Raw genomic sequence first — 20,002 nt, 5'->3', positions numbered from 1 at the left:
GTGAAAAAGGGAAACCTTGCGAAGAGGAGGGACATGCCGGCGGAAAGGGCCATCGAGGCGGAGAACATCGCCTATTCCTACGGCGACAACCTGGCGGTGGACCACATCTCCTTCCACGTGGGAGAGGGGGAGATACTGGGCTTTCTGGGTCCCAACGGCGCCGGCAAGACCACCACCCTGAAGATGCTTGTGGGCCTGCTGACCCCACGCGAGGGGAGGATCACCGTCCTGGGGAAGGACATCGTGAAGGAGCGGGGCGAGGTGCAGGCGCACATAGGCGTCTGTTTCGAGGAGAAGAGCCTCTACGAGGAGATGTCCGCCGCCGCCAACCTGAAGTTCTTCGCTTCCCTCTTCGGCGTGCGGGACCTCGACGTCGCGTCCCTGCTGGAGCGCGTTGGGCTCTCCGGCGGCAGGAGGGACCGCGTGGCAAATTATTCCAAGGGGATGAAGCAGCGCCTCATGGTGGCCCGGGCGCTGGTGGCACGGCCGCGCGTCCTCTTCCTCGACGAGCCCACCGACGGCCTGGACCCGGTGTCCTCCGAGGCCATACGCGAGGTCATCCTGGAAGAGAGGGAGAAAGGGGTCTCCGTCTTCCTCACCACCCACGACATGATGGAGGCGGACAGGCTCTCCGACCGCGTCGTCTTCCTGAGCGAGGGAAGGATCGCCGCCTGCGACACCCCCGAGAACCTCAAGCACCGCTACGGGAAGAGGGTGCTCAAGGTGCGCTACCACCGGGACGGGGAGCTCGTGGAGGAGGAACTCTCCCTGGAAGGTGAGGGCACGGGCCGGCGGGTGAGGGAGATCCTCGACGCTTACCGGGTGCTGGACATGCACACCGAGGAGGCCACCCTGGAGGACATCTTCATCCGGCTCACGGGGAGGGGGCTGGCGTGAGCCCGGACAACGAGAGGCGGCCGTCATGAGGCGTGTCTTTCACATCGTGCGCAAGGACGTGGACCAGCATTTCCGCAACCGCTTCGTGGCGGTGATATCGGTCCTATCCATCCTCGTCTTCGCCCTGCTGTACAACCTTTTGCCCTCGCGCGTCGAGGAGTCGCTCAAGCTGGGCCTCTGCCTGAGGGCCGGCGGAGGAGCCGGGGAAACGGTGGTTCCCGACGTGGAGCGGATAGAGCGAGAGCTGGAAGAAGCTGGTAAGGCGGGCCTGGGGCTGGAGCTGGTCCGGGCGGGCGAACCCGGGGAGCTGCGGGGGCTGGTGGAGAGGGAGGAGGTGAGCGCCGGGATCTTCATCGACCTCTCCGCCGCGGAAGCGAGGGTGGAGATGTACGTCTCCTCCCGGGCCCCCGCGGAGTCGGTGGACGCGGGGGAAGCCATCGCCCGCGAGATGGCGTACACCCTCGCGGGATACCGGCTTCCCGCCGACCTGCAGGCCGTGGTCATCGGGCCGGACATGGCCGGGCGGCAGATCCCCCTGCGGGACAAGCTGCGGGTGCTGCTGCTGGTCCTGGTCTTTCTCCTCGAGCTCTACGGCCTGGGCAACCTGGTGATGGAGGAGATGCAGCACGGCACGGCGGTGGCCCTGCTGGTCACCCCGGTGACCATGCGGGACTTCGTGGCCGCCAAGGCCGTCACCGGGACCGTCATCGCCTTCTCCCAGGGCTTGCTGATGGCCTTTCTGCTGGGGGCCATGTCCCGGGGAAGCTGGGCCTCGGTGCTGGCACTCCTCTTCCTGGGTGCCCTCATGGTGGTGGGGATGGCCTTCGTCATGGGGGCCGTGAGCCGCAACTTCGTGCACATGGCCATGGTGTCCCTTGTCCCCCTCCTGGTCCTCATGCTGCCGGGGGTGGTGGTCCTGGAGCCGGGACTGGCCTCTCCCCTCATGAAGGCCATCCCCACCTACTACCTGGTGCAGCCGCTGGGCGGGGTGCTCAATTACGGGAGGGGCGCCCTCGACTACGCGGCCCACCTGGCCGGCATGGCGCTCTTCGCGGCGGTCTTCCTGCTGCTGGGGGCCCTGGTCATGGGGAGGAGGCTGGCGTGAGCGCGAGAAGGGTGCTGGCCATCGCCGGGAAATGCCTCCATCCCCGCAATCCCTACCTGCTTTTCGCCCTCCTGGGCCCCTTCATCTACGTGGCCATCTTCCAGCTCGTCTTCGGCCTCTTCCGGGACCGGCCCCGCCTGGCGGTCCACGAGGAGGGAAACGGGGAGGTGGTACGCCTCCTCGAGGAGACGGAGGCCGTGGAACTGCTGAAACTGGGCTCGCGGCAGGAGGTGGAGGAGGCGGTGGAAGGGCGTAAGGCCGACCTGGGCGTGGATATCGGCGGGGAGGTCAAGGAGACGCTGGCGGCGGGCGGGAGGGCTTCGCTCGGCGTGTACGTGGGCGGGGAGAGCCTGGCAAAAGACCGGGCCGTCGCCCTTGCGGTGCTGGCCGATGCCCTGCGCTCGCTCTCCCCCGCGGCCCCGCGCCTGTCCTTCGAGCTGGTGAAGCTGGGGGAGGAAAAGGCGCTTTCCCTCATGGAGATGTTCCTCCCCTTCTTCGCCATCCTCATCATCGTCCTGGGGTCCTACCTGCTCCCGGCCTCCTTCATGGTCTCCGAGAAGGAGGGCCGGACCCTCACCGCCCTGCTGGTAACCCCGGCCACCCTGGCGGAGGTGATGCTCGCTTTCGGCCTGGTGGGGGTGGTCATCTCGCTGGCCATGGGCATGATAGTGCTTTCCCTCACCGTGGGGCTGGCGCAGCCGCTGCTCCTATTGGCAATATTTACCGTAGGCTCCGTGCTGGGGGCGGAGTGGGGGCTGCTCCTGGGGCTGCTCGCCAGGGACCAGGCCACCCTCATGGCCTACCTCAAGGGCCTGAACATCTTCCTCGTGGCGCCCGCGCTGTTCGTCGTCTTCCCCGACTGGCCGCAGTGGATAGGCAGGATCTTTCCCGTCTACTACATCGGGAACCCCGTCTTCCGCGTCTGCGTCTACGGCGAGGGTTGGAGGGAGGTGGGCTGGCAGGTGCTGGCGCTCTGCGGCTTCACGGCCCTTTTCTCGCTGCCGCTGGCGGCGCTGGTGGCCAGGACGCGCGCCTCGGCCGACACCCGCATGCTGGGCGCGTCTTCCTGAGCGGCGCGGGGAAATGCCGCCTGGTGGCGGGGAAGGAGGGGCCGCGGTCGCGTGCGGTGTCGGAGTTCGGGGCGCCTTTGGGGCGGGCGCAAGCCTGAACGGGATAGCGTCATGCGTTCGCCAGGACATCTTCTCCTGCGGAGTTGCCCGAGGCGGCGACCGGCGCAAGCCTGAACGGGGTAATCATGCTTTCGCCGCCCTCGGGGCGGATAGAGGCGGGGCGAGCGCCCGACCCCGTCTTCGCCGCGCCGTCCTCGGGTCCTTTCCGGCCTTGTCCCTTGTTGGGGGCCGTGGGGTGCCGAAGCTTCCCGGGCCGTCTCACCGCGCCACCCTCAGGGCGTTTCCGGCTTGGTCCCTTGTTGGGGGCCGAGGCTTCCCGGGCCGTCTCGCAGTGCCATTCTCAGGGCGTCTCCAGGGCGGCAAGGATGTCCCCGTCCGGGGGGTACTCCGTCTGGATACTGGCGACGAAGATGTATTTTATGGTCCCCTCCCCGTCGAGGATGAATGTCGACGGCCTGGCGATGTTGATGGACTCGAAGTTCACCTTGACGTAGACCCCGTAATCCTTGGACGCCTGCCGCCTCTCGTCCGCGAGCACGGGATAGGGGTAGGGGTTATCCTCCAGGTACTCCCTTATGGCTTTGCGCTTCTGGGCCAGGATGACCACTGCACGGGCGCCGCGCTTCTCCAGTTCGCTTTGCAGTTCCTGTATATGACCCATATACTCCCGGCAGTGCGGTCACCAGGTGCCGCGGCCGAAGTAGACCATCAGGGGCCTGCCCAGAAGCGACGACAGCGAAACCTCCTCGCCGCTCAGCGCGTCCGGCAACAGGAATTCGGGGGCCCGGTCGCCCACCTTGAGGACCGTGCTCTCCCTGGACATCGCCTCACCTCCCTCGCTTCCCTTCCCAGTATACACCGGGGAATACACCGGGAAAAACCGGGAAACAAACGGGGAACGACCAGGGAATACCCCGGAAGATACCCCGGAAAACACACCGCGGAACACCCGGTGAACGCACCGGGAAACAACCATGGAACAATCTGGGAACACACCGGGAAACAACTTGGGAACACCCGGGGAACATACCGGATAATACACCGGGAAATGCACCGGGAAGCACACAGGGAAATACACCGGGAAATACACCGGGAAATATACCCGGGAACACGCCGGGAAAGGAGCCCTCTTTTCCCGCTTCTCACGCCCGGGAGGGAGGTCGTCCCTCGCCCAGCACGGCGTGCACCTCGGGCATGAGCTCGCTCACCTTCACCCCCTGGGGGCATTTCTCCTCGCACTCGCCGCACCGCGTGCAGGCGGAGGCCCTTTCCTTCTCCTCCAGGAAGCGATGGTAGCGGAAGCGGGGCGTGAGCTGGTCGTCGTACATTACCAGGTCGTTGTAGAGGGTGAAGTTCTCGGGGATGTTGACGCCGCCGGGGCAGGGCAGGCAGTAGCCGCAGGACGTGCAGGGGATGGCCGCCCGCTCCGTGAACCTCCGGCGCACCCTTTCCAGCAGCGCGAGCTCCTCGTCGTCCAGGACGTGGGTGGCGGAGAGCTCCGCGACGCGTAGGTTGTCCTTGAGTTGCTCCATGCTGCTCATGCCGCTCAGCACCACGGAGATCCCCGGCTGCTCCCAGACCCAGAGCAGCGCCCACTCCGCGGGGGAGCGCCGCACCGGGAAGCCATCGAAGATCTCGGCGATCTCGCGCGGGGGGCGGGCCAGGTTGCCGCCCAGCAGCGGCTCCATGACCGCCACCGCCAGGCCCTTCTCGGCCGCGTACCGCAGGCCCCGCGTGCCGGCCTGGTTCTCGGTGTCCATGTAGTTGTACTGGATCTGGCAGAGGGCCCAGTTGTCGTAGCCGTCGACGATCTCCTTGAAGGAGGCGAAGTTGTCGTGGAAGGAGAAGCCGATGCCGCCTATGCGCCCGTCCTTCGCCGCGGCCTCCGCCCTGGCGAGCAGCCCGAGCTCCCGTATGGCCTCCCACCTTCTCGCGTTGAGGCCGTGGAAGAGGTAGTAATCTATGTGCTCCGTGCGCAGCCTCCGCAGTTGCTCGGAGAGGAAGCGGTCGAAATCCTCGCCCCTCTCCACCATCCATACCGGGCACTTGGTGGCCAGCCGCACCTTCTCGCGGTATCCGCCGCGCAGGAACTCCCCGAGCAGGGCCTCGCTCCTCCCGTTGTGGTAGGTGTAGGCGGTGTCCAGGTAGTTGATGCCGCTTTCGATGGCATGGTGCACCATGGCCTCCGCTTCCTCCACCTTGACGTTCTCGCTGATGGGGATACCGTCCAGGGTGGGAAAGCGCATGCAGCCGAAGCCGAGGATGGAGACCTCCCAGCCGCTCGTCCCGAATGCGCGGTAATGCATAACCCTCCTCCCCCTACGGCCGTTCCCCGCGGCTCCTCACCGTCGCAATACCGGACCCTTCTGGTCTGCGGTATGGCGCGGATACGAGTATATTATAACTTCACGAGGCGTCAGCCCCTCGGGGCGCGCGCGGCGAGCCGGCTCTTCTTCCCGGGCGCAGGTTTGCCCGACGCGGTATGCGGCGTCATGGCCGGATAACGTGTGTGAAGCGACCTCTGGGGGAAGCCGGCGGGCCGGCCCCTCGCCTGCGTGCCGTCCGGCACATACCGCCTCCGGGCCGCCTCCGGGCCCCTTTTCGGGAACGGTTTCGGACACGGCTTTCAGATGCCCAGCGCATTCCGCCTCTCCTCGATGTGGGCCAGCATGTTCTCAGCCGCTTCCGCGGGGTCCTTTTCCAGGTGGAGCTGCCCGCCGGTCAGCTCGCGGCACCCCTGCGTGAGGAGCTCCACCAGGTTCGGCGCCCCGGTCACCGTGGGCACCGGGTTCACGTAGGTGTAGAGCCCCAGGGCCAGGGCGAAGATGGCGTCGATGGTGGCCTTCTGCTCCATGTATTCCGGGGCGGCGGCGACCACGGGGAGGTCGGGGATGGGAATCCCTCCCAGGGCGCCGGAGACCGCCGCCAGGAGGTCGGCGATGCGGCCGGTGTCGGTGCAGGTCCCGTAGCTGAGCACGGGGGGCACCCCCAGTTTTTCGCACAGTCCCCGCAGGCCGGGCCCAGCCAGCTCCGCCGCCTGCGGGGAGCACAGGCCGGAGACCTGCATGGCCGCGTTGCCGCATCCCATGGAGAGGATGAGGATATCCCGCTTGATCAGCTCCCTGGCCACGGCCACGCTGTGCACGTCCTGGCCGCTGTCCCGCAGGGAGGTGCAGGAGACCAGGCCGGCCACTCCCCGTATGGCGCCCGCCTTCAGCGCCTCGAGGAGGGGATCCAGGCTGCCGCCCAGGGCCTCCAGGATGCTCTCGGTGGAGAAGCCCACCACCGCTTCCCCCACGGGTTGACCGGTGATGGGTTCCACCGCGCGGCGGCGTTCGGCGAAGTTGGCGATGGCCATCTCCAGCAGGCGGGCGGCCTGCTCCTCCGCCTTCTCGGGCTCGTAGTCCAGGCGCTCGGTGATGCCCTCGAAGGCTACCAGGTCGCTCACCGGGACGAGCCTGAAGCGGTAGCGCTCGGCGTAGATGGGGTCGATGGGCATGGAACAGTTCATGTCCGCCGCGAAGAGGTCCACGCAGCCGGAGGAGAGCACGGCCTCCTGCATGATCCAGTTCCCGGTGAAGCCGTGGAAGGCGTCGTCCATCTGCCAGCGCTGGATCATCTCCTGCCCGGTCTCGATGCTGGCGATGACCCGCAGTCCCTTGGCCCCGGCCGCCCTGGCCTTCTCCTGCCATTCGGGCCTGCGCGCCAGCTGCACCATGGCGAAGCCGAGGAAGGGCTCGTGCCCGTTGGGGAGCGCGTTCACGTAATCGGGGTCGAGCACCCCCAGGTTCACGCGCATGGGATGGGGGCGGGGGATGCCGAAGAGCACGTCCTGGCAGTACTCGTTGACCACCTGGCTCTGGTAGGCCATGGCCACGCCCATGCGCAGGGCCTTGAGCGCCAGGCTGGCGTAATAGCCGTCCACGTTGGTGAGGCAGGAGCTGGTGACCCGCATCATCTCCCCGTAGATGCCCCCGGGGAACATGTCGAGTTTCCTCCACAGGTCCTTACGCTCCTGCGGCGCCAGGGCTTCCACGATGAGGCTGGGCTGGTCGGCCTTGCGGTTGAAATCCGCCTCGCAGGAGTCGCACAGGCGCAGGGCCACGTCCGCGTCGCCGCCGGAGACGTCCACCCCGAGGCGCGCGGCGAAGTCGCGCAGCTTACCCGGCTCGCTGATGGCGAAGGGCGTTTTCCCCTGCGCCGTGGCCCGCAACGTCTTCAGGGTCTGCTCGGTGTGGTAGTGGTAGGTGGAAGCGCCCATGACGTTGCGCAGGGCCATCATGCGCATGGCCATCCCGTCGGCGGTGATGCCGCACACGCCGCGCTTGTCCTTGGCGGCGTCGGCGCGGCAGGGGCCGTTGGAGCACAGGTCGCAGCGCACGCCGCCCATGCAGAAGGGGCAGCGCTTGTCGGGGTCGTCTCCCAGCCCCTGCGCCCTGTAGCGGTCCCAGATGTTGGTGATTCCTTCCTCCCTGATGCGCTGGTAAGCCCGTTGCACCGATGCGTGGTAGGAAATGCGGTCGCCTTCCATGACCATCCCCTCCTTCGTAGATAAATGATTCTTTATACTTCCCTTTAACCCCATCCCGCAAACAAACCGGGAACACTACGGGGTCGGACAACACCACGGGGTCGGACAACACCATGCGACTGGTTTCAAGCCTTGACCTCACACGGAGGAGATCGCTTCGTCGCTCCGCTCCTCGCGATGACGTTTTAAGAGGTACTACTCGCGACGACGTTTCAACGAGGAGTCGCGTTCCGGGAATGTCGTTGCGAGGAGTCGCGCCGGCGCCCGGCCTCCTGTCATTGCGAGGAGTCGCGTTCCGGGAACGTCGTTGCGAGGAGGCGCGCCGGCGCCGACGAAGCAATCTCGCCGGGAAAAGGTGTTGCCAAAGGCAACCAATGAGGCCCGGCTCCGAAACGTTGCCGCTTCTTCAGAGTATCCTGGTCTCCTCCGTGGGGCGCGGTACCTTCACCACCAGGACGCGCAGGTCACGCTCGCCGTCGTTGATCCAGCGGTGGGGCAGGCGCGCGGGACTCTTCACCAGGTGGTCCCGTCCCACCCTGCGGCGTTCATCGCCTACTTCCACCGTTCCCTCTCCCTCCAGGACGTAGAAGAAGACGTCCACGGGAGTGATGTGGCGCTTGAGGCTCTCTCCGGGGCGGAGCAGGATGTGCACCGCCTGGGCGTGTTCCGTGTCATAGATCTTCGCGGCGTGTACGCCGTGGGGGTTGGGGGAGCTTTCCGCCTTCAGCGCGTAGACGATCTCCATGGTCTCACCTCCTGCATGAAGCAAGTATACTGAGATTATATGTATGTATACTATATATGTCAATAACATATAATAGCTTGCATGATATGGATGTTAGAATCATGTAGCGGGGGCATCGGGGCGTCAAGGCCATTGCTGCCGTTGGCGGCGGAGGAGTCGCGCGGAGCATGGAAAGGAAAAGGGGGCATGAAAACGGGTGGGCAGAAAGAAAGATCGATCGGGAAAAGGTCGGCGGTGTGAGGGGGCGGTTGCAGGGGACGGGGAAGTGAAGGGTGGAGAGAAAGAAGGATGGGCAGAAGGAGGCATGCCGGGTGGCGAAAGGGTATGGGGGACACCGGGGCTTTCGAGCAGGGGTTATGAGGCGGGGAAGGCAGGACCGGAAAAGGGCAAGACCGGAAAGACGGGATAAACAAGGGGGGTGGCGGATATGAGAGGCGAGAGAGGAAGGGGACGGGAGCTCCTGGAGGACGTGGATACCTACATGCGCGAGGGCCCGGGGAAACGCTTCACCGAGCCGAGACTGCTCTTCCTCCTCCGTGAAGGCCCCGCGCATGGGTACGAGTTGATGCGGCGCATGGGGGAAGTGCCCCTGCCCGGCCCCCTTCCCGACACGGGTGCGGTCTATCGCGCGCTGCGGAAGATGGAGCAGGAGGGGCTGGTGACGTCGCGCTGGGCGGAGACGGAAAGGGGGCCTCGGCGCAAGGTTTACCGCATCACGCCCGGGGGAAAGAGGAGGCTCGCCGTGTGGGTGGAGGCAATGAGGGGGAGGGTGGAACTGCTCCTGCGCTTCCTCGAGCTCTGCGAGGGCGGAGACCGCGGGAAGGCGGGAAAGCGCGGATGACCGCTGCCGGGCCGTGCGGGCCGCGCTCGCTGCGGCGGGCGTCAGGGTTTTTTCGCGGTGCATGGCTCGTAAACGGGATAGACGGTCAGGATGGAATCCGGTCGCGATATGGAGAGGCCGCGGATCCCCCGCTCCGCCTCGTCCAATCCCGCCCCATCCCGTTCACTCCCGTCCGACCTTGGCCAATCCCATCCCATCCCATCCCACCACATCCCATATCATTCAATAACCCATCGCCGGCATGACACGGCTGGAACACGTACCCGGTTAACGCTCGAGCATGAGGCCATTCCGGACTGATCACCGGACCATTGGCGCCAGGCGCGGGGAAGCGCATAATGCGACATTGTATGCATCGCAAGACTACTGGAGGATGAGATGATCTGAGGCTGCTCCTGGTAGCCCCGGCCAAGCAGGCGAGACGTACCGCATGGGGATGGCACGCCGCTTTTCTCCGCCATACGGCCCGGCGATGCCGCATACCCGCCTTGGCCTGGCATTGGTGGGATCTGACGTCCTCCACCACTTGCGGGCACCTGCGCGCTTGGCCTCGCGCCGTGCCCCATGGACCCGCGTAACATGATCTGACGCCCGCTACAGCTTGCGGGCGCCCGCGCGGGGACGGGTGACGAGGAAGAAAGGCTCGCGCGCGGTGGCCGCGCGGTAGAGCGCGGGCACCTTCTCGAGGTAGGCGGGGACGGCGTCCTCGTCGACGAGGGCGACGACGCATCCGCCGAACCCCGCCCCGGTCATGCGGCAGCCCCAGACGCCCCGCTGCGCCAGGGAGATCTCCTGCAGGGCGTCCAGTTCCGGGGAGGAGACCTCGTAAAGATCGCGCAGCGAAACGTGAGAGAGGTTTAGGAGGCGCCCCAGGCCCTCCGCGTCGCCCTCCTCCAGGAGGCGCGCCGCCTCCGCCGTCCTGCGGTTTTCCTCCACCACGTGCCTCGCCCGCCGCAGCAGCTTGCCGGGAAGGCGCGGGGCGGCAGCCGCGAGCTCCTCCTCGGTCACCCGGGCGAGGCCGGCTCGTTCCCCGACCACCGCGGAGACGCTGCGCAACGCATCCTCGCACTCCTGCCTCCTCTGCCGGTAGGGGGATGCCGCGAGCGCGCGGCGCACGCCGGTGTGTCCGACCACGATGACGATCCCGGGAAGGTTATAGGGGACGTGAACGTAGCTTCCGTCGGCGCAATCCAGGAGGAGCAGGTGGGAGGCGCGGCACAGGGACACCGCGTACTGGTCCATTATGCCGCAGGGAAGGCCCACGAACTCGTTTTCCGCCCGCCAGGCGGCTCTCGCGATCTCCTCGCCGGACAGTTCCGCACCTGCCAGGGAAGCGACGGCGAGCGCCGTCACCACCTCCAGGGAGGCGGAGGAGGCGAGCCCCGCCTCCAGGGGGAGGTCGCCGCAGTAGAGGGCGTCGAAGGGCGGGACGTCCACCGACCTCTCCCGGAGCACGTGGATCACGCCGCGCACGTAGTCGGCCCAGTCCCCGGCGGGGTGGAGCGGTCCCGGGCGCAGCTCAACCGCCGGCGCGGCACGGGTGGACGCCAGGCGGATGGGATAATCTTCCTTTTCGCGCGCCAGGAGGCAGGTTCCCTGCCCTATGGCCAGGGGCAGCACGAGCCCGCCGTTGTAGTCGGTATGCTCCCCGACGAGGTTCACGCGGCCGGGCGCGAAGAAGAGATCGGGCCCGTCGTGGCCGAAGCGGCGCGCGAACTCTTGCCTGTGGGACTCCAGCTCGCTCTCGTGCACGGCGTCCCTCCCTCGCTTCTACCTTGCACCATCTGCCCGGCCGGGATACTGCCCCGGAAACGGTTCGCGTTCTGGTAAAAGCTCCACCGCGATGGCCTGCAGGAGTGGCCTGGCCCTTCGCGGATATCGCCCCGCCTTCGCCCGAAGCGGAACGCCGCCTTCGTCGCGCGTGCGCGGAGGGGGACCTCCCGCAGCGGCATGAACCTCTCCGCTCTCCCGGCGGCATGATCACCCCGTGGCTTCGCTCCCCCGGAGAAACCTCCCTATGGCCTCCCGCAACTCGGCCGCCTTTTCCTCGGGTACGGTGGTGTTGATGTGGGCCCAGGCCCCGGTTTCCGAGGAGGCGCTGAACTTGAGCTTGTCCCTGTCGCGCAGGGGTGGGTAGAATTCCACGTGAAAATGGTAGTGGGGGTATTCCTTCCCATCGGTGGGATTCTGGTGCATGCACATCATGTAGGGGAAGGGAATGCCGAAAAGGGCATCGTAGCCGCCCACCACCCGCCTCAAGGCCAGGGCGAGGCCGCGCATTTCCCCTTCGTCCATCTCCGCCAGGGACCCGAGATGCCGCTCCGGGGCGATGAAGATATCGTAGCCGTACTGGGCGAAGGGAGGCACGAAGGCCATAAAACCCATCTCGCGGTGGACCACCCGCGTTCCCCCTTCCAGCTCGTGCTCGAGCAGGTCACAGAGGAGACAGCCCCTTCTTTCGCTCCAGTGGTCCAGGAAGGAGGCCAGTTCCACCTGCAGGCGCTGGGGTATGAAGGGATAGGCGTAGATCTGGCCGTGGGGGTGGTGGATGGTGACTCCCACCGCCTCACCCCGGTTCTCGAAGACGAACACGTACTCGATGCCGGGGAGGCTTCCCAGCTCGCGGTAACGCTCCCGCCAGTGCTTGACAAGTTTTACCAGGTGGTCGAGGGGTAGCTCGGGCAGGGTGACATCGTGGCGGGGGGAATAGAGGGTGACCTCGCACTTGCCCAGGCTGGGCCTCACTGGGATGAGATCATCGCCAGGGAGATCCGCTTCGGGCGGGTCGGGCACCAGGGAGGGGAAGTCGTTTTCGTAGGCCAGGACATCGTAGTCTTCCGGCACCTTTCCCGAACCGGGGCAGAAGGGGCAGGGACCATCCGGCAGCAGCGGTCGTTCCTGGCGCTGGGCGGCCACCATGACCCAGGTTCGCAGGAGCGGATGCCAGCGTAGCTCCACCTCTCACCCCTTTCCCTTTGGCGTTCCCTCCCGGACGGCCCGTACGAGGTCGGCGACCTCCGGCCTAGCTCCATCCCTTGCCCCTTTCGCCTTTAACGGGCCGGAGCGGGGCCGCGCCATCCCCAATCCGTGCAGGGCATACTTATTTTACATAACATACCTCGCCGAGAAGCCGCTTGCCGGCGCCCGGAGCGGGACCTCGCCTCCCCGGGTCATGCATGTAACGTTCTTGATCATGTCGATCAGCATCTTTCATGCGTCATCGCGCGCGGCTTTCCTGTCATTGCGAGCGAGGCGGAGCAATCTCAAGGAAGCATGTCATCGCGAGCAGCGGAGCGACGAAGCGATCTCACCCGGAGGAAAACGTCATCGCCGTGATGGCACAACCGGCTTGCCCGTTCCTTTACGCGTACGGGATCGCTTCGTCGGCGCTTCGCGCCTCCTCGCAATGACGGGGTCCGGGCGCTCGCGCGCCTCCCGCTATGACGTTTTTGAAATGCGCCTCCGGGCCACGACACGCGGTACACGGACGCGAACGAGGATCGGCCTTAAACATTCCTGATGAAGGGAAGGCGTGAACGCAGTCGGATTTCCTGGCCCTCCCAGGGGGCGAAGTAGGGGATGACCTCCACTCCATAGCCCACGGCGTGTTCGAGACTGTCGGCAAAGAGAGGGTCGGTGTCGCGGTTGGCCGAGAAAGCCCTCCCACCGGGGTGCTTGACCACGAACACCACGCAGGCGCGTAGTCCTTGCTCTCGCGCTCTCGCCAGTTCCGCCAGGTGGCGTGACCCCCTCTTGGTGGGAGCATCGGGGAACTGCGCGACCCCGTCAACCACCAGGGTGCATCCCTTGACCTCCACCAGGCAGTGCGGGCCCCGGCCCTCGAGGAGGAAATCAAGCACGCTGTCGCCGAAGCGGTATTCCGGCGCTATGCGCGTGATACCGGGAAAATCGTCCAACCGACCTTCGCGCACCGCCTCGGAGAAGAGGGAGTTTGGCAGGCGCGAGTCGATGTTCACCCAGCCCTCGGGGCAGGCCACCCCGATGAGGTCCCAGGAGGTGAGCCGTCCCCATCCCGGGGCTGCGCGCAGGCGAACTCTTGCTCCGGGGATGAGAAGCTCGTGCAGGCGGCCGGGATCGGGAACGTGAGCCCGTACGCGTTCCCCCTCCAGTTCCACCAGCGCGAGGAAGCGGTTGGGTCTTTCCAGGAACACCGCGTCCTTCCAGGTTCCGATATCCATGTACCCCAGGATATCCCGAGCGGCTGCGTCCCGCCATGATGCGGCAGTAGAGGCATTCAGAGGTAGGGGAGGAAGAAGCGGAAGGCGGACCCCCCTCCCGGACGGTCCTCGTGCCAGATGCGCCCGTTGTGGCCCTCCACGATCTGGCGCGCCAGGAAAAGCCCCAGGCCCAGGCCCTCGGAATGGTGCTGCGCTTCCTCCACCTGGTAGAAGCGCTCGAAGATGCGCTCGCGGCTTTCCTCCGCCACTCCCCTCCCGCGGTCCAGGACGGAGACGATGATCCCCTCCCTGACCGCCTCCAACTGCACCTCCACCGCAGTTTCGGAGGGGGAGAATTTCACCGCGTTGTCCAGGAGTATCACCATCAGTTCGTGGATGCGGGTGGCGTCGACCGGGCACGAGCCGATCTCCCCGATCATGTTGAAGCGGAATTCCCTTTGCGGGAAGCGTTTCTCCATCTCGGAAAGGGTCTGCGCGACGAGCTGCGCCACATCCTCCTTCCTGCGCGAAAAAGGGAGGCGGTCGCGCTCCACCAGGGAGACGCGCACGAGTCCCTCTGCGATATCCTTCAGCCTGTCGGTGGCGGAGACTATGGCATCGGCGACCTCGCCGAGTGTCCTCTCGTCCAGTTCGCCGGCGCGTTCCCGCAGCAGCTCGGAGAAGCCTCCCAGCAGGGCCATGGGGTGGCGCAGCTCGTGGGATGCGATGTCTATGAAGTCCCGCAGGCCTTCCTGGTAATCCCAGCGGTCCTCCTCGATGGCGATGGCCCTTCCCAGCATGATGAGGATGTCTATGTCCGCGGCGCTGAAGCGGCGCTCCGTGTCGAAGAAGAGGCAGAGGCAGCCTATGGGCTCGCTCTTCAGTTTCACGGGATAGCAGAGGCATTCCCGCAGGCGGTGGGAGATCACGTCGGGGTCGTTCTCGAAGACGCCCGCCGGGAGGTCCTTGCTCGAGACGGGGGAATCCACGCCACGCGAGATCAATTGCCAGCATACGAGGTTTTCCACGTTGTCCAGGGCGAGGAACCCCTTCTCCGCCGCCAGCGACGAGAAGACCTGGAACCTGCCCCTCTCCTTCCTGCCGTAACAGGCGAGGCGCGCCTCCATGATCCCCCCGGCCGCCATGATGATGTCGGCGATGTTCGCCAGGGGGTCGTGGCCCAGGCTCAGAAGGCAGCGATTGAGCTTTTCCAGCCCCATCTCCGTCTTTTTGCGCTCGGTGATGTCGCGGGTGATGGCGGTGAAGCCGATCGGTTTGCCGTGGGAGTCGCGCAGGAGAGAGGCGCTGATCTCCCCCCAGAAGCGCGTCCCGTCCCCGCGCACGAGGATGTAATCCTCTTTCCTCACCCTTCCTTCCGCGGGCCTGGTGCGCATGGAGTCGATGGCGCGGGCGTGGTCCTCGAGGGCGATGAACTCCAGGATGTTCCTGCCCGCCACCTCCTCGGGGCCGTCATAGCCCAGCAGCTGCGCTCCCGGAGGGTTGATCATGACGATCTTTCCCGCGAGGTCCGTGACGGTGATGGCATCCGGTGAGGTCTCCACGAGGGTGCGATAGCGCCCCTCGCTCTCGGCGAGCGCCCGCTTCGCCTCCTCGCCCTCGGTCACGTCCCGGGCGTTGACCACGATGCCCCTTACCGCGGGGTCGTCCAGGAGGTTGACGGCCACGGCTTCCTGCCAGCGCATGGTGCCGTCCTTGTGGCGGTAACGGTAACGGGCCACTTCCGTGATCCCTTTGTTTTCCAGGTCGGGCCGGAAGGAGTCCACCACCGCCTGCATGTCCTCGGGGTGAAAGAACTCCAGCGCGTTCCTGCCCAGCGCCTCCTCCGGCGTGTACCCGGAGATCTTCTCCACGGAGGGGCTGACGTAGCGTATGGTGAGGTCGTCGTCGAGCACCGCGATGAGGTCGTACGCGTTTTCGATGAGGGCGCGGTAGTAGCGCTCGCTGCGCTCCAGTCGCTGCAGGGCCTCCTGCACTTCCTCCGTGCGTTGTTCCACCAGCCTTTCCAGGTGGGCCCGGTGTCGAGCGAGCTCTTCTTCAAGGCGCCTCTGCTCGGTGACGTCCGCGCCTATGTTGATGACCTCCACGACCTCTCCCGAGGGCCCCCGGATGGGCACGCCGGTGATGTCGGCTACAAGGTAGGTGCCGTCCCTTCTCCTGATCCTCAGGTCGTTGCGGGACGCCTTCTGGCCCTCGAAGATCTCGGAGAGGGCGGTGGCTACGCGCGGGTAATCGTCGGGGTGGAGGATGTCCAGCTCCAGGATACCCTTCCCCACGAGCTCCCCCTCGGTATAGCCGAGCAGTTCCGAGACCACCCGGTTGACGCCGGTGATCACCAGCTCGCGGTCGAAGGAGAACACGCCGAAGCGCGCGTTGTCGTGCAGGATGCGGTAGCGCTCTTCCGATTCCCGCAGCGCTTTCTCCAGCTGCTCCCTTTCCGTGACTTTCCGGGCGATGGCCAGGAAGTAATCCTTCCCGCCGGCGGAGAAGGAGGAAGGTGAAACCTCGGCCACGAAGGGGCGGCCGCGCCTGTCGGCGGAGAGAAATCGGTGTCGCTTCCCAAGTATGTCCTCGCGCGTGCCGGAGATCATCTTTCGGAAGGACTGCGCGAAGCGTTCGCGTTGTTCCTCCGGGACCATCAGCCGCGCCATGTCGGTGCCCAGGACCTCTTCGCGCGGGTATCCCCAGAGCTCCTCGGCGGCATGGTTGATGAAGACGATGCGCGCTTCCTCGTCGATGCAGACGATGGCGTCGGAGGCGGCATCCACCATGTGACGAAGCAGTTCCTCGTCCGGGTGGGCCCCGTGGTCGACGCCACCGGGCTTTTCGCGCGGTCCGCCCCGTTTCTTCGCGCGGTCCGTTCCACCCCTTGCGCGCGCGGGCTTCTCGCCTTTTCCGTCGGGCCTCGCCTTGCCCATCGTCTCTCCCTTCCCAGGAGGACGAGGCCTTGACTTGCGTCCTCGCCCGGCCATCCCTCTTCCCTGCGCCGGTAAGAAGTTGCTGCGGGTAAGGGGAAACCCTTTCCCACGCCCGGCCTTTCCGTCCCGGCGCGTTTTCGCCGTCCGACAGCGTCCATCCAACAGAAATATACCCTAAAAAGGGCGGAAATAGGCCTTTCACACTGCTGCCGGCGGCGGGTTCCGCCGCTGCCTTGGGCGCGTGCCCCGCGTGGGCTATATTAAGGAAGTGGGCACGCGGACCGGGAGCGCGTGCCGGATGCCTGAGCGGAGACCACATGCGTCGAGGCCCCGGAAACGGGGGACTTTTCGGGAGGCGGGCCTCGGGACGGGGACTTATCAGGTGACTGAGCGGTTACGGGGACAGGAGGGAAAGCGAGCCCACATGAGGCGGGAGGAGGACAGACGGGGTAAGGACGGGCGGGAAGCGAAAAAGGCGGGTGCGGGAAGGCGGGAGGCGGGAGGAACACGGGAGGCAGGAAAAAGGCTGGAGGGAAAAGTCGGGAGGCGGGAGGAACACGGGAGGCAGGAAAAAGCGGGAGGCGGGAGGAACACGGAAAGTGGAAAGAAGGTGTGAGGCCGGAAATGGGTAGGCTTACCATCATCTCCTGGAACGTCAACGGGTTGCGGGCGGCGTACGGGAAGGGGTTCCTGGAATGGTTCCTCGCGGCCCGCCCCGATATCCTCTGTGTGCAGGAGACCAAGGCCCTGGAAGACCAGCTCCCACCGGAGCTGCGGGAAGTGAAAGGATACCGTGCCTTCTTCTCCGTGCCGGACCGCAAGGGTTACAGCGGGGTCGCCATCTACACGCGTCATGAACCGCAGGGCGTGCGCGGCGGCTTCGGCATACCCAGGTTCGACAGTGAAGGGAGGTTCCTGGCCGCAGACTACGGCGATTTCCTTCTCTGCAACGTCTACTTCCCCAACGGGAAGCAATCGCGGGAGAGGCTGCGGTACAAGCTGGATTTCTACGACGCCTTCCTGGATTACGTGGAGGCGGTGCGCGGGGGAGGAAAGCCCGTGGTGGCCTGCGGGGACTTCAACACCGCGCACCGGGAGATAGACCTGGCAAGGCCGAAGGAGAACAGCAAGGTGTCAGGATTCCTTCCCGAGGAGCGCGCCTGGCTGGACAGGTTCGTGGCCCACGGGTACGTGGACACCTTCCGCATGTTCAACGAGGAGCCCGGCCATTACACCTGGTGGGACCTGAAGACACGCGCCAGGGAGAGGAACATAGGCTGGCGCATAGATTATTTCTTCGTCAGCGAGGAGCTGCGGGAGAGGGTGAAGAAGGCATACATCCTGCCGGAGGTGGAGGGCTCGGACCATTGCCCCATAGGCCTGGTGCTGGATATGTGAACGGTATGTAGACGTGGAGAAGGAAGAAGAAAGAAAGGAAAGAAAGGAAAGAAAGGAAAGGAAAGGGAAGGGAAGGGAGAAGAAGGAAGGCAAGGAAGGCAAGGAAGGTAAGGAAGGTAAGGGAAGATCGGCAGAAGGAAGGAAAAAGGGAAGGAGAGGGACTTGTTCGAGGACGTGGAGGACATCACCATCAATTACGAGGAAGACGGGGTACAGGTGGTCGAGGAGCTGGACAGGGAGATCATCACCCGCGGCGCCTGGGCCACGGTGCTTTTCCGCTACCGCCAGTGGGAGCGCTCGCGGGATGGTTACGGACCCGAGCGTTATACCATAAGGCGCTACCGCCGTATAAACGGCGAATACCGGCAACAGGCCAAGTTCAACATCTCCAGCGTGGAACAGGCCAGGAAGATCGTGCAGGTCCTCGAGCGCTGGATAGCCGAGGCCGGAGAGGGTGACGGTGAAGACCCGGACGAGGAGTGATCGTAGCAGGGTCGGAAGCCCCCTTCCCTCGTAGCGTCCCTGGGCGAGCTTTTGCCCGGGTACCGGAACCTCTCTTTGAAACTGCCCCAAAGCCGCTTGTGGATCGCAAAACACCGCTATGGGTTGCCCGGGTATCGGAACCTCTATTCTGCAACCGCCACCCCAGTCCGGGTCCCGTTTCCATTAGCCCAGGCCGGCGCTTGTGCTTCTTCTTTACACCTGGCATCCGCTCGGCGGCCTTGGGCCTTTATCAAGACATGGCCAGGCGCTCTCGTCCGTGGCCGTAAGTCGGGGCGGACCCGCTGTCGTCCATCATCTCGGCTTCATCAGGGCTTGGCCATGCGCTCTCGTCCGTGACCCCCTTTTCCGCCTTCCCCGATGTCCGCGCCTGTCGGGCCTGCCGGCGTGCCGGACGGGAGTTGTGCGGGAAGCCCCTGCCGGTGCCCGGGAGGCACGGTCCGATTTAATAAAAAGAGAGGGAAACCCGATAATCCATAGTACCGGATGGTCCGGCCGGAACACGGGACACGCAATGTTCAATGATTAAATAAGACGAAAGGGAAACCCGATAATCCACAGGACTTGTATAGATCGGCGGTGACGGATAGACAGCAACCGGTCGAAGCAATGGAGGTGTAGCAAGGATGGATGATGGAGGGAAGAAATCGCAGGTGGGGAGGAAGAGGTCAAGCATCCTCTACCAGATAACGGCGCTGGTGGTCATCCTCATGGTCACCAGCGGGGTGGTCATCTTCCTCTTCGTCAACGACGGCTATAACCGCATGGTCGAGAAGAGCGTAAACAAGGTGGTGGAGGAGAAGGCGAAGGTCATCGACACGGGCATGAAGTACATGGCGGAGGTGGAAGCGAAGGAGATCCTGGGAGACCTGCAAAAATACACTCCGCAGCAGCTCCTGGAGATGAGCGGGGCCACCCTTTCGGGGGAGTTGAGCGAGCCTTTTCTGAAAGCCCAGGAGCGAATGAAAAAGCTCGTCGAGGAGAGAACCATGGGGGTGGATCTCATAATCGAGGTCCTGTTGGCCACCCCACCCATGATCCCCGAGAGCGGCATCATGTTGGCGACAGACGACAGGCTCATGGAAAGGGACGAGAACGGAAGGCCGAAATACCGGGTGCCAGACGTGGTGCTCGCGACCATCGAGGATATCGAGGAGGGGGGCGAGAGCTACAGGTACCTGGAGGACGGCATCCCCGAGATCGGGCTCGAGGGCAAGTACCTCATGTGCCTCTATGACCTCTCCAAGCTGAGCCCGGTGCTGACCGGCGCGTGGGGCATCGACTTCGTCTCCATGGAAGAGGCGGTGGCGGACATCAACGCTTTCTACAGCAGCGAGAAGAACCGCGCCATCGTGATCATCGCCGTGGTGGTGGGATTATCCGTGCTCCTGGCCATCCTCATCACCTTCTTCGTGCTCAGCATGCTCATCCGCAGACAGATAACCGCTCCCATCGAGGAGCTCTCCGCGGCCGCGGAGCAGGTCATGGAGGGCGACCTGGACGTGGATATAAAAGTGCGCGAGGGAGAGGAGTTCGAGGGCCTGAAGCGCGCCTTCAAGGAGATGGTCGAGAGCTTCAGGAAGTACATAGCCAGGTCCGTTGGCGAGGAATAAGGCACGAGTAAGGCACGAATAAGGCACGAATAAGGCACGTAAGGGCGCGAAAAAGGCGCGAGAAAGGCACGAATAAGGCACGAGTAAGGCACGAATAAGGCACGTAAGGGCGCGAAAAAGGCGCGAG

Annotated in this window: 16 protein-coding genes; 7 read left to right on the top strand and 9 right to left on the bottom strand. The window is 65.1% G+C overall.

Annotated features, from left to right (window positions below; genetic code table 11):
* Positions 1-33: 33 nt before the first annotated feature.
* From H5T73_06850 to H5T73_06840, 3 genes are read left to right on the top strand one after another with little or no spacing between them, the layout of a single operon-like run.
* Positions 34-897 carry an ABC transporter ATP-binding protein gene (locus H5T73_06850; GenBank protein ID MBC7247480.1) on the top strand — a complete coding sequence of 288 codons (864 nt, stop codon included), beginning with the start codon at positions 34-36 and terminating at the stop codon, positions 895-897.
* Positions 898-922: 25 nt separating this feature from the next.
* A complete protein-coding gene (locus tag H5T73_06845) occupies positions 923-2,002 on the top strand; it encodes an ABC transporter permease (GenBank protein ID MBC7247479.1) in 1,080 nt (359 codons plus the stop codon).
* Complete coding sequence (locus H5T73_06840; GenBank protein ID MBC7247478.1) at positions 1,999-3,072, top strand: ABC transporter permease; 1,074 nt, start codon at positions 1,999-2,001, stop codon at positions 3,070-3,072. The genes H5T73_06845 and H5T73_06840 overlap by 4 nt, the downstream gene beginning before the upstream one ends.
* A gap of 400 nt (positions 3,073-3,472) precedes the next feature.
* Here H5T73_06840 and H5T73_06835 read toward each other — a convergent pair whose 3' ends face one another.
* From H5T73_06835 to H5T73_06815, 5 genes are all read right to left on the bottom strand, one after another.
* Positions 3,473-3,793, bottom strand: coding sequence for a redoxin domain-containing protein (locus tag H5T73_06835; protein ID MBC7247477.1), 321 nt, complete (start codon positions 3,791-3,793; stop codon positions 3,473-3,475).
* Between the two features lie 18 nt (positions 3,794-3,811).
* Positions 3,812-3,955: a redoxin domain-containing protein gene (locus tag H5T73_06830; GenBank protein ID MBC7247476.1), complete on the bottom strand. Its 144-nt coding sequence runs from the start codon at positions 3,953-3,955 to the stop codon at positions 3,812-3,814.
* Between the two features lie 319 nt (positions 3,956-4,274).
* Positions 4,275-5,438, bottom strand: coding sequence for an aldo/keto reductase (locus tag H5T73_06825; GenBank protein MBC7247475.1), 1,164 nt, complete (start codon positions 5,436-5,438; stop codon positions 4,275-4,277).
* Positions 5,439-5,758: 320 nt separating this feature from the next.
* On the bottom strand, positions 5,759-7,663 hold the full coding sequence (cooS, locus tag H5T73_06820) for an anaerobic carbon-monoxide dehydrogenase catalytic subunit (GenBank protein MBC7247474.1): 1,905 nt from the start codon (positions 7,661-7,663) through the stop codon (positions 5,759-5,761).
* Positions 7,664-8,069: 406 nt separating this feature from the next.
* The gene (locus H5T73_06815) at positions 8,070-8,408 is read right to left on the bottom strand and encodes a cupin domain-containing protein (protein MBC7247473.1); all 339 of its coding nucleotides are present in this window, start codon (positions 8,406-8,408) and stop codon (positions 8,070-8,072) included.
* A gap of 481 nt (positions 8,409-8,889) precedes the next feature.
* On the opposite strand from H5T73_06815, the gene H5T73_06810 reads away from it, so the two are divergent.
* On the top strand, positions 8,890-9,249 hold the full coding sequence (locus tag H5T73_06810) for a PadR family transcriptional regulator (GenBank protein MBC7247472.1): 360 nt from the start codon (positions 8,890-8,892) through the stop codon (positions 9,247-9,249).
* 594 nt (positions 9,250-9,843) lie between these two features.
* Here the strand turns inward: H5T73_06810 and galK are convergent.
* The 4 genes from galK to H5T73_06790 form a co-directional block, all read right to left on the bottom strand.
* Positions 9,844-11,001 (bottom strand): galactokinase, encoded by a 1,158-nt coding sequence (gene galK / locus H5T73_06805; protein ID MBC7247471.1) that lies wholly within the window; start codon positions 10,999-11,001, stop codon positions 9,844-9,846.
* Positions 11,002-11,229: 228 nt separating this feature from the next.
* Positions 11,230-12,168 carry a galactose-1-phosphate uridylyltransferase gene (gene galT, locus H5T73_06800; GenBank protein MBC7247470.1) on the bottom strand — a complete coding sequence of 313 codons (939 nt, stop codon included), beginning with the start codon at positions 12,166-12,168 and terminating at the stop codon, positions 11,230-11,232.
* A 587-nt stretch (positions 12,169-12,755) separates the two neighbouring features.
* Positions 12,756-13,448: a DNA/RNA nuclease SfsA gene (gene sfsA, locus H5T73_06795; GenBank protein ID MBC7247469.1), complete on the bottom strand. Its 693-nt coding sequence runs from the start codon at positions 13,446-13,448 to the stop codon at positions 12,756-12,758.
* A gap of 56 nt (positions 13,449-13,504) precedes the next feature.
* The gene (locus H5T73_06790; GenBank protein ID MBC7247468.1) at positions 13,505-16,363 is read right to left on the bottom strand and encodes a PAS domain S-box protein; all 2,859 of its coding nucleotides are present in this window, start codon (positions 16,361-16,363) and stop codon (positions 13,505-13,507) included.
* A 624-nt stretch (positions 16,364-16,987) separates the two neighbouring features.
* Here H5T73_06790 and xth point away from each other — a divergent pair.
* The 3 genes from xth (at position 16,988) to H5T73_06775 (ending at position 19,875) form a co-directional block, all read left to right on the top strand.
* Positions 16,988-17,761, top strand: a complete 774-nt coding sequence (gene xth / locus H5T73_06785) for an exodeoxyribonuclease III (protein MBC7247467.1) — start codon at positions 16,988-16,990, stop codon at positions 17,759-17,761.
* A gap of 162 nt (positions 17,762-17,923) precedes the next feature.
* A complete protein-coding gene (locus H5T73_06780) occupies positions 17,924-18,244 on the top strand; it encodes a hypothetical protein (protein ID MBC7247466.1) in 321 nt (106 codons plus the stop codon).
* 644 nt (positions 18,245-18,888) lie between these two features.
* The gene (locus tag H5T73_06775; GenBank protein ID MBC7247465.1) at positions 18,889-19,875 is read left to right on the top strand and encodes a HAMP domain-containing protein; all 987 of its coding nucleotides are present in this window, start codon (positions 18,889-18,891) and stop codon (positions 19,873-19,875) included.
* Positions 19,876-20,002: the final 127 nt, after the last annotated feature.

The sequence above is a fragment of the Actinomycetota bacterium genome (assembly GCA_014360655.1).
Taxonomy (GTDB): Bacteria; Actinomycetota; Geothermincolia; order Geothermincolales; family RBG-13-55-18; genus JACIXC01.
The sequence above is the reverse complement of the archived record's forward strand: the minus strand, read 5'-3'. Positions and strand labels throughout refer to the sequence as shown.

What these genes read in the sequence shown, in the direction of transcription:
- H5T73_06850 (MBC7247480.1), top strand. Translation starts at nt 34, where the DNA reads ATGCCGGCGGAAAGGGCCATCGAGGCGGAGAACATCGCCTATTCCTAC.
- H5T73_06845 (MBC7247479.1), top strand. Translation starts at nt 923, where the DNA reads ATGAGGCGTGTCTTTCACATCGTGCGCAAGGACGTGGACCAGCATTTC.
- H5T73_06835 (MBC7247477.1), bottom strand. Translation starts at nt 3,793, where the DNA reads ATGGGTCATATACAGGAACTGCAAAGCGAACTGGAGAAGCGCGGCGCC.
- H5T73_06830 (MBC7247476.1), bottom strand. Translation starts at nt 3,955, where the DNA reads ATGTCCAGGGAGAGCACGGTCCTCAAGGTGGGCGACCGGGCCCCCGAA.
- H5T73_06825 (MBC7247475.1), bottom strand. Translation starts at nt 5,438, where the DNA reads ATGCATTACCGCGCATTCGGGACGAGCGGCTGGGAGGTCTCCATCCTC.
- cooS (MBC7247474.1), bottom strand. Translation starts at nt 7,663, where the DNA reads ATGGAAGGCGACCGCATTTCCTACCACGCATCGGTGCAACGGGCTTAC.
- H5T73_06815 (MBC7247473.1), bottom strand. Translation starts at nt 8,408, where the DNA reads ATGGAGATCGTCTACGCGCTGAAGGCGGAAAGCTCCCCCAACCCCCAC.
- H5T73_06810 (MBC7247472.1), top strand. Translation starts at nt 8,890, where the DNA reads ATGCGCGAGGGCCCGGGGAAACGCTTCACCGAGCCGAGACTGCTCTTC.
- galT (MBC7247470.1), bottom strand. Translation starts at nt 12,168, where the DNA reads ATGGTGGCCGCCCAGCGCCAGGAACGACCGCTGCTGCCGGATGGTCCC.
- sfsA (MBC7247469.1), bottom strand. Translation starts at nt 13,448, where the DNA reads ATGGATATCGGAACCTGGAAGGACGCGGTGTTCCTGGAAAGACCCAAC.
- H5T73_06790 (MBC7247468.1), bottom strand. Translation starts at nt 16,363, where the DNA reads ATGGGCAAGGCGAGGCCCGACGGAAAAGGCGAGAAGCCCGCGCGCGCA.
- xth (MBC7247467.1), top strand. Translation starts at nt 16,988, where the DNA reads ATGGGTAGGCTTACCATCATCTCCTGGAACGTCAACGGGTTGCGGGCG.
- H5T73_06775 (MBC7247465.1), top strand. Translation starts at nt 18,889, where the DNA reads ATGGATGATGGAGGGAAGAAATCGCAGGTGGGGAGGAAGAGGTCAAGC.